This is a genomic window from Streptomyces sp. NPDC059452, assembly GCF_042750035.1.
In the GTDB taxonomy this organism is placed as follows: domain Bacteria; phylum Actinomycetota; class Actinomycetes; order Streptomycetales; family Streptomycetaceae; genus Streptomyces.
In genome coordinates this window covers 61,767-77,059 of sequence record NZ_JBHYVE010000026.1, presented here as the reverse complement: position 1 = coordinate 77,059, position 15,293 = coordinate 61,767, and the positions used below count along the sequence as shown (strand labels likewise).

Below are 15,293 nucleotides of genomic sequence, written 5' to 3'. Positions count from 1 at the left end.
CGTACGGCAGCCAGGGGCCGGGGGCCGCCCGGCAGGTTCTCGACGGCGACGACGGTGACCCATGCGGAGTCCGGTGCGTTCTCGGGGTTCATGGCGCCCATCATGCCGGGTGCCACCGTGGCCGGGGGTGTACGGGCGGGACCTCGGGCCCACCGCCTCCCTATGGCGTGTCCCGGGTGTCCCGGGCGTCCCGGGTGTCCCTGCCGTCCACGTACGTCGTCACGATCTCGATGTCGCCGATCCGCGAGGGGTCCACCCGGTGCGGGTCGTCGCCGAGGACCACCAAGTCGGCGCGCTTGCCCGGGGAGAGGCTGCCCGCCCGGTCGTCCCAGTGGCAGGCGTAGGCACCCGCGACCGTGTAGGCGCGCAGGGCCTCATCGACGCCGATCGCCTCCTCCCCGCCGATGATCCGGCCCGAGACGGAGGCGCGTTCGACCATGAACTGGATCGCCCGGAGCGGCGAACCGTCGGTGACGGGCCGGTCGGAGGAGCCGACGAGGGTGACTCCGTGGTCCAGGAACCCCCGGCCCCGGTACATCCAGCCGGCCCGCCGCTCCCCCATCACCGTGGCGTAGTCGTCGCCGAAGTACCGCAGGAAATTGGGCTGGATCACCGCGCTCACGCCGAGCTCGGCGAAGCGGGGCAGCTGGTCGGGGCGGATCAGCCCGGCGTGTTCGATGCGATGGCGGGCCTCCGGCCGGGGCTTCAGCTTCTGGGCCTGTTCCAGGGCGTCCAGGGCGAGGTCGGCGGCGCGGTCCCCGATGGCGTGGACGGCGAGCTGCCAGCCCGCGAGGTGGCCGTCCACGATGAGGCGGGCGAGCCGTTCGGGGTCGTCCTGGAACCGGCCGGTGTTGCCGTCCGTTCCTTCGTCACCTTCGTACGGGGAGGTGAGCGCGGCCGTGCGCGCCATCATGCCGCCGTCGGTGTAGATCTTCAGGGCGCCCAGGGAGAGCCGGTCGTCGCCGAATCCGGTGCGCAGGCCGAGGTCCAGGGCCTGGGTGAAGCCGTCGTCGGGGTGAGTGCCGCGCGGGCGCAGGGTGTCCCCGGACGCCATGAGCTGGACCCGTACGGGCAGCCTGCCCCGGTCGCGGAGCAGTTGGTAGGCGCCGAGCTCGACGGGGCTGTGGCCGAGCAGCCCGCCACCGATACCGGCCTCGGCACAGGCCGTGATCCCTTCGGCGAGAGCGGCGCGGGCGGCGTGCTCGATCGCGTCGGCGAGCTCCTCCTGGGAGTACGGCAGCCGCAGCCGGCGGGCGGCGGTCATGGCGCTCTCGGCGAGGAAGCCCTCCTCGTGCTCCACCTCGGCGGGCAGCAGGTCCAGGACGGCGGTGCTGACGACGCAGGCGTGGCCGGAGTCGTGCATCAGGAGGACCTTGCGGCCGTGGCTGACCCGGTCCAGTTCGGCGGCGGTCAGATGGCGGCCCAGGGCGCGCTGGTCGTACCCGGCGACATCCAGCCAGGCTCCGGGAGGCGCGGGGCGCCGGGCGGCGGCGTCCACGACGGCGAGGATGTCCTCGATCCGCTCGCACGGGGCGACGCTCGGCGTACGGGCCTTCAACCCGGCCCAGGCCAGGTGGACATGGCTGTCGATAAAGCCGGGCAGCACGGTGGCGCCCTGGAGGTCGACCACCTCGCGGGCCGGCAGGGAGGTCACCGCCTCGTCCACGCCGACGATCCGCCCCCGCCAGATGCCGAGGTCCCGGGCGACGGGGTGGTGCGGGTCCAGCGTGAGGACGCGGGCGTTCGTCAGCCTCGTACAGAGCATGGGAGGTCCCTCCCCGTCGCGGTCGGACCCACGGCGCGCGGCCGGAGAGCGGGCCGGGCCAAGCTAGCCCGCCGATCCCTCCCTGTCGACGTCAGGGTGTGTTTCCGGCCGACCACGAGCAGCCAACACCCCTGTGAATCATGGGCCGTTGTGCTCTTAGGTAAGCCTTGCTTTACTGAAGCGCCGGTCCACCCCTCTTCCAAGGAGGCACCTCCATGCGGGTCGTCATGTTCGGTTACCAGACCTGGGGACACCGCACCCTGCAAGCGCTGCTGGACTCCGAGCACGACGTGGTGGCGGTCGTGACGCACCCGAGAAGCGAGCACGCCTACGAGAAGATCTGGAGCGACTCGGTGGCCGACCTGGCGGAGAAGCACGGGATCCCCGTGATCATCCGCAACCGGCCGGACGACGCGCTGCTGGACCGCCTCAAGGAGGTGGCCCCGGACATCATCGTCGCCAACAACTGGCGTACGTGGATCCCTCCGGAGATCTACAACCTGCCGGTCCACGGCACGCTGAACATCCACGACTCGCTACTGCCCGCCTACGCGGGCTTCTCGCCGCTGATCTGGGCGCTCATCAACGGCGAGCCGGAGGTGGGGGTGACCGCCCATCTGATGGACGAGGTGCTGGACGCGGGCGACATCGTTATCCAGCGGTCGGTCCCCGTTGGGCCGACGGACACCTCCACCGACCTCTTCCACCGTACGGTCGACCTCATCGCCCCGGTCACCACCGAGGCGCTGGGCCTGATCGCCTCGGGGCAGACCGAGTTCACCCCGCAGGACCGCTCCAGGGCCAGCTTCTTCCACAAGCGGGCCGAGGAGGACATCCGTATCGACTGGGCCTGGCCCGCCGAGGACCTGGAGCGCCTGATCCGCGCCCAGTCCGCTCCGTACCCGAGCGCCTTCACCTTCCACAAGGGGCAGCGGCTCGAAGTCGTCTCCGCTGTCGTGTCCGAGGGCCGCTACGGCGGCACCCCGGGCCGGATCTTCTACCGCGAGGGCGACGGCGTCGTGATCGTCGCCGGAGCCGATGCCCGAACCGGCCGCAACCACGGTCTGGCCATCACCCGCGTACGGACCGAGGACGGCCGGGAACTTCCCGCGACCGAGTACTTCACCTCGATGGGCGGCTATCTCACCGGCCGCCCCTGACGATCGGGACCCACACCCATGCGTACCGCACGTGCCCGGCACTACCTCATGTGCCGGCCCACCTACTTCGACGTGGTCTACTCCATCAACCCGTGGATGGACCCGAAGAAGCCTGTTGACACTCCGCTGGCCATCGCCCAGTGGGAGCGGCTGCGCGAGGTCTACCTGAACCTCGGGCACACCGTCGACACCATCGATCCCGTCCCCGGCCTCCCCGACATGGTCTTCGCCGCCAACGGCGCCACGGTCGTCGACGGGCGCGCCCTCGTGGCGCGGTTCCGGGACGCCGAGCGGATAGCCGAGGGTCCGGCGTACCACGACTGGCTGCGTGACCACGGCTTTCCCGACCTGCGTACCGCGAGCGTCGTCAACGAGGGCGAGGGCGACTATCTCCTCGTGGGCGACCACCTGCTCGCCGGGACCGGCTTCCGCAGCGACCCCCGCTCCCACGACGAGGCCCAGGAGTTCTTCGGCCGCCCGGTGATCGGCCTGACCCTGGTGGACCCGGACTACTACCACCTGGACACCGCCCTCACCGTGCTCGACGACAGGACGGTCGCCTACTACCCGGGCGCCTTCTCCCCCGGCAGCCTGGCCGTACTGCAACGCCTGTTCCCGGACGCCGTGATCGCCTCCCCCGAGGACGCGGCGGTGTTCGGCCTGAACGCCACATCGGACGGCTACAACGTGGTCCTGCCACAGAACGCCACCGCCCTCGCCGACCAGCTCCGCGACCGCGGCTTCCATCCGGTCGGCGTGGACCTCTCCGAACTCCTCAAGGCAGGCGGCAGCGTGAAGTGCTGCACGCTGGAACTCCGGCCGACGCCCTGACCGTACGTACCCCTCTGGCTCCCTCTGTCCCACCGTGCCCTTGTGCGAGGCCGTACGCGCACGGGGGCACGGTGGCGCCCGGACGTTACGGTGGTGCCATGACCACTGAACCCACGGCGTTCCCTCCCCGGCCACTGCGTGGAGTCCATGCCACGTACGCACGGCAGGCCGGCTGCCCGTCCGACTTCGCCCGGGTGATCGTGGACTTCGAACCGTCGGAGCAGGGGCTCACCGTGCACGAGGTCGACTCCTCTCCCCGCTCGTTCAGGGCGGCCGGCCGCCTCGCGGTCCCCAATGCTCTGGCCCAGGCCTGAGGAACACCTCATGGACGGGCCCGACGGCTGGGAGAGCTCTGAGCGGCGGAACGGATCCGACTGATCAGTGAGGCCAGGTCACGATGCCCCCGGGGCCGATCGCGACGCCGTACGGAAGGGGCTCGGCCGGGTCTCCCAGCGCTACCCCCGGGAGCGAGGTGCTCGACCGGCCGGGGCTCTCCGCCGCCCGGGAGCAACAGGCCGCCTCCAGCGTGCCGAGCAGCGCGCTGCCGCCGGTGCTGGTCTTCGGACATCTCGCCATCGCGGTGGCCAACACCCTGGTGATGGCCACCAGCAGAGCGACGGAAGCGCCCACCAGACCTGCCGTGCGCTTGCGCAGTGTCATCCGGGCCAGGCGGAAGATCAAGCTGGGGCTGCCCGCGACCGAGGGCGGGCACCGGGCGGGCGCGCGCCGCTCTCACCTACTTCAACGCGCACAGCAACTACGGGGGCTTCCCCTTCTTCCCGTCCGGAACGGGGTGCTCCCTGTCCAGTCAACTGTCAGACAGGCGCTTTTCAGCCAACTCCCTACTACCTACGTACTTTCCCCGATGCACGGACAGAGGGGGCGGGCGACAGTGGCATCTGATCACACACCCGGTCCTCAACTGAACGAGGTATCGATGCGCTACGAACTGCTGGGGTCCCTGCGTGTACGTCACGCGCAAGAGTGTTTCTCTCTTTCCGCGGCGAAGCGGGAGCTGACTCTGGCCGCCCTGCTGCTCGGTAGCGGGCAGGTGGTCACCAAGGAACAGCTGTTCACCGAGTTGTGGGGCGGCCGTCCGCCCCGGCGGGCCATGGCCGCCGTCCATGTCTACATATCCCAGCTGCGGAAGTTCCTCGCCGAGGCCGGAGCTGGGGAGCAGCAGGTCATCGAGACGAAACCGGCCGGGTACGTGCTGCGCAGAAACGGCGCGGGGTACGACACCGACGACTTCACGGCCGCCATGCGCGAAGGCCGGGCACAGCAGGAATCCGGCCACCACGAGGCCGCCCTGGACTCCTTCGAGCGGGCCTTGTCCCAGGTACGGGGGCCGGTGCTGGACGGTCTCGCCGAGGGGCCGATGCTCTCGTCCTTCGCCGCCTGGGTGGAGGAGGAACGGCTGGAATGCCTGGAGTTCTCCGTCGAGGCGAGGACGGCACTGGGGCGGCACCGGGAAGTCATCGGGCTGCTGCATTCGCTGACGGAGCAATATCCCTTGCGGGAGTCCTTCTACCGGCAGCTGATGCTGGTCCTGTACCGGTCGGAGCGCCAGGCGGAAGCCCTCCAGGTCTACCGCTCGGCGCGCCGGGTCCTCCGGTCCGAGCTGGGTCTGGAGCCGCACCGTTCGCTACGGCGGCTCCACCAGGCGATCCTCTCCTCGGACCGGCTGCTGGAGCTGTCCGCGGCCGGCTGAGCCGGACGTCCGCCGGGCCCGTGCGGGGCAGCGCCTGCGGAAGGCTTCCGCGGGCACTGCCCGGCCCGGGGCCGGCACGGGCCGGTGGGCCGGGGCCGGTGGGCCGAGGCCTGTGAGCCCGGAAGCCGGTGGGCCAGGGGCCGGTGGACCCGGAGGCCGGTGGACCCAGAAGCCGGTGGGACGGTCCCCCGCACCGGTTCCCGGTCCGCGTCAGCTCGCGTCGGCCAGTAGCCGTACCAGCGCGGCCCTGGTGTTGACCCCGAGCTTGCTGTAGATCCGGGTGAGGTGGGCGTCGACGGTGCGGGGGCTGACCAGCAGTCGGCCGGCGATGTCGCGGGTCTTCAGGCCCTTGCCCGCGAGCTCCGCCACTTCCCTTTCCCGCAGGGTGAGTTCGTCCAGAGCGACCGCGTCGCGTCCGGACCTGCCGCGCGCTCCCGCCCGGGCCAGCTCCCCGGCCCGCAGCCCGACCGCCGACTCCCCCAGCAGGGCGTGCGCCCGCTCGTACAGACGGGTCGCCTCGTCGGGCAGGCAGCGGGCCCGCAGCGCGTGGCCCCGGGCGAGCAGGGCGTGCCCCTGCTGTTCGACGAGGTTGACCGCGTTCGCCGCCTCCTGCGCCCTGTCCGCCCACAGTTCCGCGTCGCCCCCGGTCATCACCGCGGCGGCGGCGAGCAGTTCGTAGACCCGGGCGGCGTACACGGCGGTGGGCTGCGGGATCCGGTGGGCTCCCTCGGGCAGCAGCAGGGACAGCACCGCCTCACCGTCGCCCGCGGCCAGTTCGACCTCGGCGAGCAGCAGCACGGCCGCGGTGGCGCGCGGCAGCCCGTTCACCGCGGACGGCTGCCGCGGGCCCTCGGACGCCGTACGGCCCAGCGAGGTCCAGGCGGCCGCGCTGACGGCCTCCGAGAAGGCGGCGAGGTCGTGGCGCCCGGCCGCGCGGGCGGCCCGCGCCGCCTGCTGGGCGTGGTCGAGGCCTTCGGCCGTACGCCCCGCCTGGTAGGCGGTGTAGGCCAGCACACTGAGCAGAATGGGCAACAGGTGCACCTCGCCCCGCAGTCGGGCCTCGGCCAGCGCGCGGCTGCCGTGCGCCTGCGCGGGCCCGTACCAGCCCATCGCGGACTCCGCGCAGATCAGGACGGTGAGATAGGCGACGCAACTGGTGGCCGTCGGCTCGTCGGGGTCGAGCGCGTCGAACAGTTCGGCCGCCGCGTCGAGCCGGTCCTCGGCGGTGCCCAGGTCATCGGCGAAGACGGCGGAGAGGGCCTGGAGGGCCCGGATTCCCGCCGCGGTGACCGGGTCGGCGTGTGACACGAAGCGGGACAGCGCGTCGATGTCGGCGCGGTTCGGCAGCGGGCCGGAGAGCATCCGGACCAGCTGCGACTGGCAGCGCAGGGCGACCAGCCGGGCCGGGTCGTCGCCGCACAGCCCGTCCACCGCGGCCGCGATCAGCGCCTGCCCCTCCTCGGCGTGGCCCAGCGCGCCCTGGACGACGGCCAGTTCTCCGGCCGTGCGCGCGCTGTTCGCGGCGGGCACGGCGGTGAGAGCGGCGAGGATCTCGCGGGACAGCGCCCCGGCCCGGGCGGCGTCACCGTCGGCGGCGAGGGCGCGGACGACCTGGAGCCAGAGTTCGTGGCCGTGGAGAGGGTCACCGGCCAGGCCTTCCGGCGCGCCCGTGGCCGGGCCGTGGGCGCGCAGCAGGCCGAGGGCGCAGCTCAGCCAGCCCGCCGCCTGCTCCGTGTGCCCGAGGGCGAGCGCGGAACGCACGGCGGCGACGAGGTCGGCGGCGTCGGCGGCTTCGCCCTCGTTGCCGGAGCCCACGATGTGCGGGGCGAGTTCCACGGGGGCCGCGCCGAGGGCGCGCAGGTGGCGCAGGGCCCGGCGGTGCGCTCCGGTGCGCCAGCAGCTGTCGGACTGCGTGTAGTAGAGGAAGCGCCGTACCAGCGGGTGCCGGAAGGTGAGTCCGCCGGTGCCGGGGTCGGTCCTGACCAGGTCGCGCCCGCAGAGGATGGTCAGCATGCGGCACACCTCGTCCCGGTCGGTCCCGGCGACGGTGGCGACGGAGTCCACGTCGAAGGGGGAGCCGAGCACGGCTGCCGCATGGGCGGCGAGGCGTTCGGGAGGGCTGAGGAGGGCGCACTCGGCGAGGAGCCTGGTCGACAGCTCGGCGCGGCCCGCCGGAGCGATGCCCGCGTCGTCGCCGGGCGCCGCGCCGTCCGCCGGGAGCGGCCTGTTCGCCGCGAGTTCGGTGAGGTAGAGCGGGTTGCCGGCACTCTCCTCGTACAGTTGTTCAAGACCGGGGGCATCGGCCCGCACGCCGAGGAGTTCCGCGCTCTGGCACCGGGTCAGCGCGGGCAGCGCGAGCTGTTCCACGCTGCCCAGTTCGACGCCGTGCTGGAAGGCGACCCGCAGGGCCAGGGGCGCTTGCCTGGGCCGGTGGGCGACCACGATGGCGAGGCCTCCTCCCACGGGCCAGCGCACCAGCATCTCCATGAGCTGTACGGAGCAGCTGTCGGCCCAGTGGAAGTCGTCGAGGAGCAGCAGCAGCCCGTGCGGGGCCTGGGCCACGCAGGCCGTGATCAGCCGTCGTATCTCCGCGAAGTACTGGCACTGCCGGGTGAGCCGGCCGCTGCCGTCGGCCTCGGCGCCCGGGTCGTCGGGAGGCGCGGCCAGGGCACGGACGAGCCCGGCGGCCTGGGGCAGCACGATGCCGTCCGGGCTCCGGAGCGATCCGAGCGCTTCGATGAACGGCCGGAACGGGGCGGCCTGTTCGGCCTCCACGCTCAGGCCGCGCAGGACGAGGACCCCTTCTTCGTGGGCCCGGCGGGCCAGCAGGGTGAGCAGCCTGGTCTTGCCGGTTCCCGGGTCTCCGGTCAGCTCCACGGCCGCGTCCCGGTGGCAGCTCGCCTCCGTGACGAGGCGGGCCAGTACGGCGAATTCGTCTCGGCGGACCGTACTGCGGTCCCTGGGTGCCGTATGGACGGTAACGGCCATTTCTACGCCCCCTTCCGCGTTCTTCTGCATGGCCCGCTCAGGGGACAAGGCTCACGGAGAGCCGCGGTCCCCGCAGCATAGAAGAGCCCGTCGGGAAGGTCCCTTTCTGTAACAGAAGCTTCATGGCCGGTTTCCCGGCCGGGCCCCGGGGCGACGGCCACCCGGTGCCCCGTTCACGCCCGGGCGCCGGTGGCCCGCGAAGGGTCCACCGGCGCCGTCCGGGCCGCCTTCTCACTCCGCGGCCGCGGGGGACTCCTTCCTCCTCGCACCGGGGCCGAAGAAGAAGGCGAGCGCCGTCAGGATGGCCAGCGCGGTGATCAGCGACGCCCAGACGAACACCTGGGAGATGGTGTCGGCGGGGCCCGCGCCGTCGGTGAAGGGGATGAGGAGTACGGCCAGTCCGATGGCTCCGCCGATGGTGAGCGCGGTCTGCAGGACACCCGCGGTGACCCCGGCGTGCTCCGGCGGCGCGGTGGTGAGGATGACCAGGTTGAACGGGATGATGGCGACGCCGACCCCGAGGCCGATGAGGACGATCTGCGGCAGCACTCCGCTCACGTACGAGCTGTCGCCGTCCAGCAGGGTCAGCCAGCCGACCCCGGCCAGGACGACGACGAGGCCGCCGACCGCCCGGACCTTGAGGTCGACGGCGGCGATGAACTTGGTGAGCACCTGTGTGGCCAGCAGCAGGGCGACGCCGAAGGGCAGGATCGCGAGCCCGCTCTCCAGGGCGTTGAAGCCGAGGACGTTCTGGAGGTACTGCACCAGGTAGATCAGGAAGCTGGTGAGGACGGCCGCCAGGAACAACAGGTTCAGGAAGGCCCCGGCCCGCGTCCGGTCGGTGAAGATCGCACCCGGCAGCAGGGGTTCGGCGGTACGCCGGTCCACCACGAGGAGGACCGTCCACAGGACCACCGACGCGGCGAGCGTACCGAGCGTCACGGCCTCGCCCCAGCCCTTCTCGGCGGCGTGCACGAGTCCGTAGACGCAGGAGGAGACGGCGAGGGTGACCAGCAGGGCGCTGGGCAGACCGAGCGACCGGGTCTGTGTGCTGTCGTCCTTCAGCCCAAGGACGCGCAGGCCGACGAGGACGATGGCCAGACCGACGGGGACGTTGACCAGCAGGCTCCAGCGCCAGTCCCCCGCCCAGGTCAGCAGGCCGCCGATGACCATGCCCGCGGACGCGCCGAGGCCGGTCACGGTGGAGTAGAGGCCGAAGGCGCGCTGCCGCCGTTCCCCTTCGAAGACAACGGCCAGCAGGGCCAGTCCGGTCGGTCCGGCGATGGCGGCCCCGGCTCCCTGGAGCACCCGGCCGACGAGCAGGACCTCCAGGTTGGGGGCGAGCCCGGCAATCAGGGAGGCGATCACCACGAGGCTGATCCCGCCGAGGAAGACCTTCCGGTGGCCGAGCACGTCACCGAGGCGTCCGGCGAACAGGAGCAGCCCTCCGAAGGCGAGCAGGAAGGCGTTCGGCACCCAGGAACCGCTGGTGACGGAGATCCCGAGGTCCTGCTGGAGCTCGGGCAGGGCGACGTTCACGATCGTGCCGTCGAGCTGGAGCATGAACTCCGCTCCGACGATCGCCGTCAGGGCGAGTGCCCAGGGCCTGGACGGCGTCCTGGATGCGGGAACGCCGTCGGAGACGGTGTCGGCGTCGGTGGTCATGGATGTCCTCCAGGTTCAGCGGCCCGGGCGGTATACTGAGATGACCTCAGGTTAAGTGGGGGCAGTTAACCTGAGGCGACCTCAGGTAGTCAAGTGGAGGCGGTACCCGTGTCAGACGCCCAGCCGCACATCGCCCGGCGCCCCAAGCGGGCCGACGGCGCCCGTAACTACGACGCGATCCTCTCCGCGGCCCGCAAGGCCTTCGAGACACAGGGCGCGGACGCCTCGCTGGAGGAGATCGCCGGTCAGGCCGGGGTGGCGATCGGCACGCTCTACCGGCACTTCCCCACCCGGGCGTCCCTCGTCGAGGCGGCCACCAGGGAAGGGCTGGCGGAGCTGATCAGCGGGGCCGAGGCCCTGGCCGGCACGGAGGAACCGCTGGACGCCCTGGCGGAGTGGATGCGGCGGGCCGTACGGCACTTCAGCACCTTCCGCGGGCTGGTCGGCATCCTGACCCGGAGCATGTACGACGAGGGCACCCCGTCGCACGCCGCGTGCAGCGCCATGCACAGCAGCGGGGCACGGCTGCTGCGCGCCGCCCAGGACACCGGGCGGGTACGCGAGGACCTCACCGCCGACGAGCTGTTCGACCTGCTGAGCGGGGCCGCCTGGGTACGGGAGAACGCCCTGCCCGACCGCGACGGCAGCCCCCGCTTCGTCCAGATGGTCCTGGAAGGCATCATGACCCGCCCCGAGACCGGCTGACCGGCCGGACCCGTCCACGAGAAACGTTTTCTGACGGACCGTCCTGCGAACCGGTCCCGGCGGAACCCGTCTTTAGAACCGGTTGAGACGCCTCCCCTAGCGTGCCCGCAGCGCCCGGCGCAGCCCGGCGCACCCCGCGCTCCAGGAGGGCTCATCGTGGTGTTGCAAGTTCTGTCCGACCGGCTGTCACCGCTGTCCGACGCGGTCCGCTCGCGGCTGCTGCCGCTGATCGCGGCGCCGCCCAGTACCGTCTCCGACCGGGTCGGCGCGCTCAAGCGGCCGGGCCGCTCCCTGGTCCTGCGCGATCTGACGGAGAAGGTGGTGTCCTACACGTCGAACAACCCCGACCCCACCGGCACCAGCCCCACCGAGAAGGACTTCGCCACCGTCGAACTGGAGATCTTCGACGCGGACGGCAGCCGGATCGGGCGTACCAAAGGCGCCGGACGGATGCTCTACCGGAATCCGGGCGACGACCACTTCATCGCCTACTTCGGCGAGGAGATCACCCTGGACGACGGCCATGTGATCCGGGCCGGGGGCCTGGTCGACGACGCCCGGCTCACCGCGGGCGAGTTCGCCTCCTTCCCCGCCGTCGTGGTCGCCGGACCGCTGCGCGGCGCCATCGGCTACCGGCAGTTCAGGCCGCTGGTCAAGGAGTCGCACACGGCCTACGAGTCCGCCATCGTGCTCTACCGGAAGTGACGGCACCGGCCATGACCAGCACCCGCACCACGGACCGGCCGGGCCGCCCCGCGCCGGTGCCCGCAGCTCCGCTCGGCCCCCTCGTCGCGGGACGGCAGGGGCTCGGCTGTCTCGGCATGTCGGAGTTCTACGGCCCGGTGGACCCCGCCGAGGCCGTCCGGACCGTACGCACGGCACTCGATCTCGGTGTGACCCTACTGGACACCGCCGATGTCTACGGCCACGGCGCGAACGAGGAACTCGTCGGCCGCGCGGTGGCGGGGCGCCGGGACGAGGCGGTGATCTCCACCAAGTTCGGCGTGGTGCGCCCCGGGCCGGGCGTCGGCACCGGCATCCGGGCGGACGCCGGCTATGTCGTCCAGGCCTGCGAGGCCTCGCTGAGTCGGCTCGGAGTGGACCACATCGACCTGTTCACGCTCACCAGGATCAGCGCCGAGGTGCCCGTGGAAGAGACCGCGGGCGCGCTCGGCGAGCTGGTGGCCGCGGGCAAGATCCGCGGTTACGGGCTGAGCGAGGCGGCGCCCGCCACCCTCAGACGGGCGCACGCCGTCGCCCCGGTGACGGCCCTGCAGACCGAGTGGTCCCTGTGGTCGCGGGACATCGAGCGCGAGACGGTGGGCGTCTGCCGGGAGCTGGGCATAGCCGTCGTCCCGTACGCCCCGCTCGGGCGCGGCTTCCTCACCGGCCGGGTCAGGTCGGCGGAGCAGTTCGGCGAAGGCGACTTCCGGCGGTTCGGCCTGCCCAGGTTCCAGCCGGAGAACCTGGCGGCCAACCTGCCGCTGGCCGACCGGCTGGCCGGGACCGCCGCCGCTCTGGGGCTGACGGCGGGGGCGGCCGCCCTCGCCTGGCTGCATCACCAGGGGCCCGACGTCTTCCCCATCCCGGGCACCAGGAGCCCGGCCAGGCTGGCCGAGAACGCCTCCGCCGTCCATGTCCCGCTGACCCGGGGCCAGCTCGACCGGATCGCCGCCGCGGTCCCCGCGGACCAGGTCCGGGGGGACCGCTGGAACGCGCAGAGCATGAGCTATCTGGACCGCTGACCAGCACACGGAAGAACGGACCGGGGCCGCTCCCACCGATGTGGTGGGAGCGGCCCCGGTCCGTTGTTCCGCTCACCCGGCACACGGCCCGCCGGACGTTCCGTACGCCGTGCTCCGGCGTCCGGGTCCGCTCACGCGTTCTCCAGCGACGGTTTGCGTACGGGGTCGTCGCCCCCGGTGCCCCAGCGCCGCATGGCTGGCTCCTCCACCAGCCGGTACAGCGCCCAGGAGGCGAGCGTGGTCAGGGCGAAGAGCGCGGCGAGGATCCCCGTGGCGGGGACGATTCCCCAGGTGCGGCCGCCGAGCAGGGCGTGGGCGTGGACGAGGATCACGAAGTGGACGAGGTAGGAGGCGTAGGAGACCGTACCGAGCCACTGGAGTGCGCGGCTGCGGAAGGGGGTGAAGGCACCCCGGACGTCGGCGGTCGCCACGGCGGGTATGAGCAGGGCGATCGGCACCACGATCAGCGCGGTCAGGCTGTACACGCCGGGGAAGAACGACACCTGGAACAGGAAGCCGACTGCCAGCAGGGCGAAGGCGGGCACGGGCCCGAACCTGATCCAGCCCCCGGTCAGCACGATGCGCGCCATGACGACGCCGAGCAGGAAGTCGAGCAGCCTGACCGGCGGGAAGGAGACCAGGAACCAGTTCTGGGTCAGGGACATGTCCTGCCCCGGCAGCGGCGGGGTGCCGGGCAGCCCCGCGTAGGCGATCGCGGGCAGGACCATCACGGTGGCGGCGATCGCCGCGGCCACCCACCACAGCCGGCGGACCGGGATCCTCCGGACCAGCGGGTGGAGCAGCGGGAACATCAGGTAGAAGAAGAGGTCGCAGGCGAGCGACCAGGTCACGACGTTGACGGAGACGATCACGTCGAGTTCGGGGTACCAGGTGTGCACGAGCAGCAGGCTCGGGAGCGCCTTGGGCAGGTCCACCGCCCAGCCCGCCCAGAGGGCCAGCAGCACCGCCACCACCCACATCACGAGGTGGTTGGGGAAGACCTTCGCCACGCGGCGGCGCAGGAAGCGCCCGGCTGTGTCGCTCTCACGCGCGGACCAGGCCAGGACGAAGGCGCTGAGGACGAAGAAGAACTCCACTCCCAGCCAGCCGATCGCGAAGGCGTACGGGCGCAGGGCCGACTCGGTGGCTCGGTCGTAGTAGCCGAGCACGAAGGAATGGCAGAGGAAGACCAGGAAGGCGGCGAGGAACCGCATTCCGGTCAGGGACGGCAGCCGGACGGTTCTGCCGGACGGACTCGACATGGGTGCTGTGCTCCTGGATCAGCCCTGTGAGGGGTCTTCGGTGATACGGATGACCCCGGCCGGGCAGAGGTAAGCGGCCTTGCGGGCGCGCGCCTCCTGGTCGGGGGCCGGTACGGGGGTGCGGACCACGACCAGTCCTTCGTCGTCCTGGTCGAACACCTCCGAGGTGGTGGCCATGCAGCGGCCGCCGCTTATGCAGGACTCCCGGTCGGCACTGATGTGCACGGCGGTCTCACCACTCCACCGGCAGGGAGAGCACCCGCTGGACGGTGCCCGCGCCGAGGATGGGCAGTTCGCCGACGGGGGTGGCCAGGCGAAGGTCCGGGAGGCGGGAGAAGAGCTCCCTGAAGGCGACTTCCAGTTCGAGCCGGGCGAGGTTCTGGCCGAGGCACTGGTGGATCCCGAAGCCGAAGGTCACGTGGTGGGTGTCCTCGCGCAGGATGTCGAACGTGTCGGGGGCCCGGTGCACGCCCTGGTCCCGGTTGGCGAGCGTCCCGGAGACCAGGACGCCCTCCCCCGCGCGGATGAGGTGGCCGGCGATCTCGATGTCGCCCTTGGCGATCCGGGTGGCGACCAGATCGGTGGTGGCGATGTAGCGCAGAAGCTCCTCGACGGCGCCCGGCAGCCGGTCCGGGTCCTGCTGGAGCAGGGCGAGCTGGTCGGGGTGTTCGAGCAGGGTGATGACGCCGAGCGCCAATGAGGACGAGGTGGTCTCGTGGGCGGCGATGAGGAGGACCAGGGCGATGGAGACCAGCTCGTCGTGGCCGAGGTCACCGGGGACGACCCGCTCCCGGACGAGCTGTCCGAGCAGCCCGTCGGACGGGGTCCTGATCTGCTCGGTGACCAGGGCGTCGATGTAGTCGACGAGTTCCTGGGCCGCGGTCGCCGACTCCTCCTCGGTCCCCAGCATGACCTTGCCACTGGCGTCCTGGAAGAAGTCGTGGTCCTCGTAGGGCACCCCGAGGTGGCGGCAGATGACCAGCGAGGGCAGGGGCACGGCCAGCAGCGGTACGAGGTCGGCCGGCGGGCCGTGGTCGATGATCGTGTCCACGTACCCGGAGACCAGCTTCTCCAGCTCGGGGCGCATGGCGCGTACCTGCTTGAGGCTGAAGTGCGGGTTGAGGTAACGCCGGTAGGTGTCGTGGACGGGTGGGTCCATGGCGATCAGGGCGAGGCTGCGGGCGATCTGCGAGCGGAATCTCGGGGCCACGATGGGGAAATCCGGGTGGGTACGCAGCGACGAGAGATTCGGATGGGTGAGGATTTCCCGGGATTCCTTGTACCCGGTGACCATCCAGGCTTCCCGGCCGTCGAAGAGGGTGACTTTGAGAACGGGCCCCTGCTCGCCTATCTCCCGGTATCCGGGGGGCGGCTGATAAGGGCAGGTGCGCTTCTGGGGATAGGGCGGCGCTGCGGTCATGGCGGTTTTCTTCCTTCGTTCGTCGTGGGAAACGAAAGGGA

14 protein-coding genes are annotated in these 15,293 nt (G+C 71.7%); 7 read left to right on the top strand and 7 right to left on the bottom strand.

Annotated features, from left to right (window positions below; genetic code table 11):
• Positions 1-160 precede the first annotated feature (160 nt).
• Complete coding sequence (locus tag ACFW9Z_RS28495; protein ID WP_384645452.1) at positions 161-1,765, bottom strand: amidohydrolase; 1,605 nt, start codon at positions 1,763-1,765, stop codon at positions 161-163.
• A gap of 215 nt (positions 1,766-1,980) precedes the next feature.
• Here ACFW9Z_RS28495 and ACFW9Z_RS28490 point away from each other — a divergent pair, with 215 nt between their 5' ends.
• The 3 genes from ACFW9Z_RS28490 to ACFW9Z_RS28480 all read left to right on the top strand — a co-directional run bounded on the left by ACFW9Z_RS28490 (position 1,981) and on the right by ACFW9Z_RS28480 (position 4,070).
• The gene (locus ACFW9Z_RS28490) at positions 1,981-2,925 is read left to right on the top strand and encodes a methionyl-tRNA formyltransferase (protein WP_384645451.1); all 945 of its coding nucleotides are present in this window, start codon (positions 1,981-1,983) and stop codon (positions 2,923-2,925) included.
• A gap of 18 nt (positions 2,926-2,943) precedes the next feature.
• The gene (gene ddaH, locus ACFW9Z_RS28485; RefSeq protein ID WP_384645450.1) at positions 2,944-3,756 is read left to right on the top strand and encodes a dimethylargininase; all 813 of its coding nucleotides are present in this window, start codon (positions 2,944-2,946) and stop codon (positions 3,754-3,756) included.
• Between the two features lie 98 nt (positions 3,757-3,854).
• Positions 3,855-4,070: a hypothetical protein gene (locus ACFW9Z_RS28480; RefSeq protein ID WP_384645449.1), complete on the top strand. Its 216-nt coding sequence runs from the start codon at positions 3,855-3,857 to the stop codon at positions 4,068-4,070.
• A gap of 64 nt (positions 4,071-4,134) precedes the next feature.
• On the opposite strand, the gene ACFW9Z_RS28475 is transcribed toward ACFW9Z_RS28480, so the two are convergent.
• A complete protein-coding gene (locus ACFW9Z_RS28475; RefSeq protein ID WP_384645448.1) occupies positions 4,135-4,416 on the bottom strand; it encodes a hypothetical protein in 282 nt (93 codons plus the stop codon).
• Between the two features lie 277 nt (positions 4,417-4,693).
• Between ACFW9Z_RS28475 and ACFW9Z_RS28470 the strand changes: the two genes are divergently transcribed.
• Positions 4,694-5,467, top strand: a complete 774-nt coding sequence (locus tag ACFW9Z_RS28470) for a BTAD domain-containing putative transcriptional regulator (protein ID WP_384645447.1) — start codon at positions 4,694-4,696, stop codon at positions 5,465-5,467.
• A 210-nt stretch (positions 5,468-5,677) separates the two neighbouring features.
• Here the strand turns inward: ACFW9Z_RS28470 and ACFW9Z_RS28465 are convergent, their stop codons facing one another.
• Complete coding sequence (locus ACFW9Z_RS28465; protein ID WP_384645446.1) at positions 5,678-8,455, bottom strand: ATP-binding protein; 2,778 nt, start codon at positions 8,453-8,455, stop codon at positions 5,678-5,680.
• Between the two features lie 231 nt (positions 8,456-8,686).
• Entirely contained in the window at positions 8,687-10,120 is a 1,434-nt protein-coding gene (locus tag ACFW9Z_RS28460; protein WP_384645445.1) for an MFS transporter, read from the bottom strand.
• A 108-nt stretch (positions 10,121-10,228) separates the two neighbouring features.
• Here ACFW9Z_RS28460 and ACFW9Z_RS28455 point away from each other — a divergent pair, with 108 nt between their 5' ends.
• From ACFW9Z_RS28455 to ACFW9Z_RS28445, 3 genes are all read left to right on the top strand, one after another.
• Positions 10,229-10,825, top strand: a complete 597-nt coding sequence (locus tag ACFW9Z_RS28455; protein ID WP_384645444.1) for a TetR/AcrR family transcriptional regulator — start codon at positions 10,229-10,231, stop codon at positions 10,823-10,825.
• A 156-nt stretch (positions 10,826-10,981) separates the two neighbouring features.
• Positions 10,982-11,530, top strand: coding sequence for a hypothetical protein (locus ACFW9Z_RS28450; RefSeq protein WP_384645443.1), 549 nt, complete (start codon positions 10,982-10,984; stop codon positions 11,528-11,530).
• An 11-nt stretch (positions 11,531-11,541) separates the two neighbouring features.
• Positions 11,542-12,570 (top strand): aldo/keto reductase, encoded by a 1,029-nt coding sequence (locus tag ACFW9Z_RS28445; protein ID WP_384645442.1) that lies wholly within the window; start codon positions 11,542-11,544, stop codon positions 12,568-12,570.
• 131 nt (positions 12,571-12,701) lie between these two features.
• Here the strand turns inward: ACFW9Z_RS28445 and ACFW9Z_RS28440 are convergent, their stop codons facing one another.
• Genes ACFW9Z_RS28440 through ACFW9Z_RS28430 form a run of 3 tightly spaced genes read right to left on the bottom strand, consistent with a single transcriptional unit; the run spans position 12,702 to position 15,252 of the window.
• Positions 12,702-13,832, bottom strand: coding sequence for an acyltransferase family protein (locus ACFW9Z_RS28440; RefSeq protein ID WP_384645441.1), 1,131 nt, complete (start codon positions 13,830-13,832; stop codon positions 12,702-12,704).
• 18 nt (positions 13,833-13,850) lie between these two features.
• Entirely contained in the window at positions 13,851-14,057 is a 207-nt protein-coding gene (locus ACFW9Z_RS28435; protein ID WP_384645440.1) for a ferredoxin, read from the bottom strand.
• Positions 14,058-14,064: 7 nt separating this feature from the next.
• Positions 14,065-15,252: a cytochrome P450 gene (locus ACFW9Z_RS28430; RefSeq protein WP_384645439.1), complete on the bottom strand. Its 1,188-nt coding sequence runs from the start codon at positions 15,250-15,252 to the stop codon at positions 14,065-14,067.
• Between the last annotated feature and the right edge of the window lie 41 nt (positions 15,253-15,293).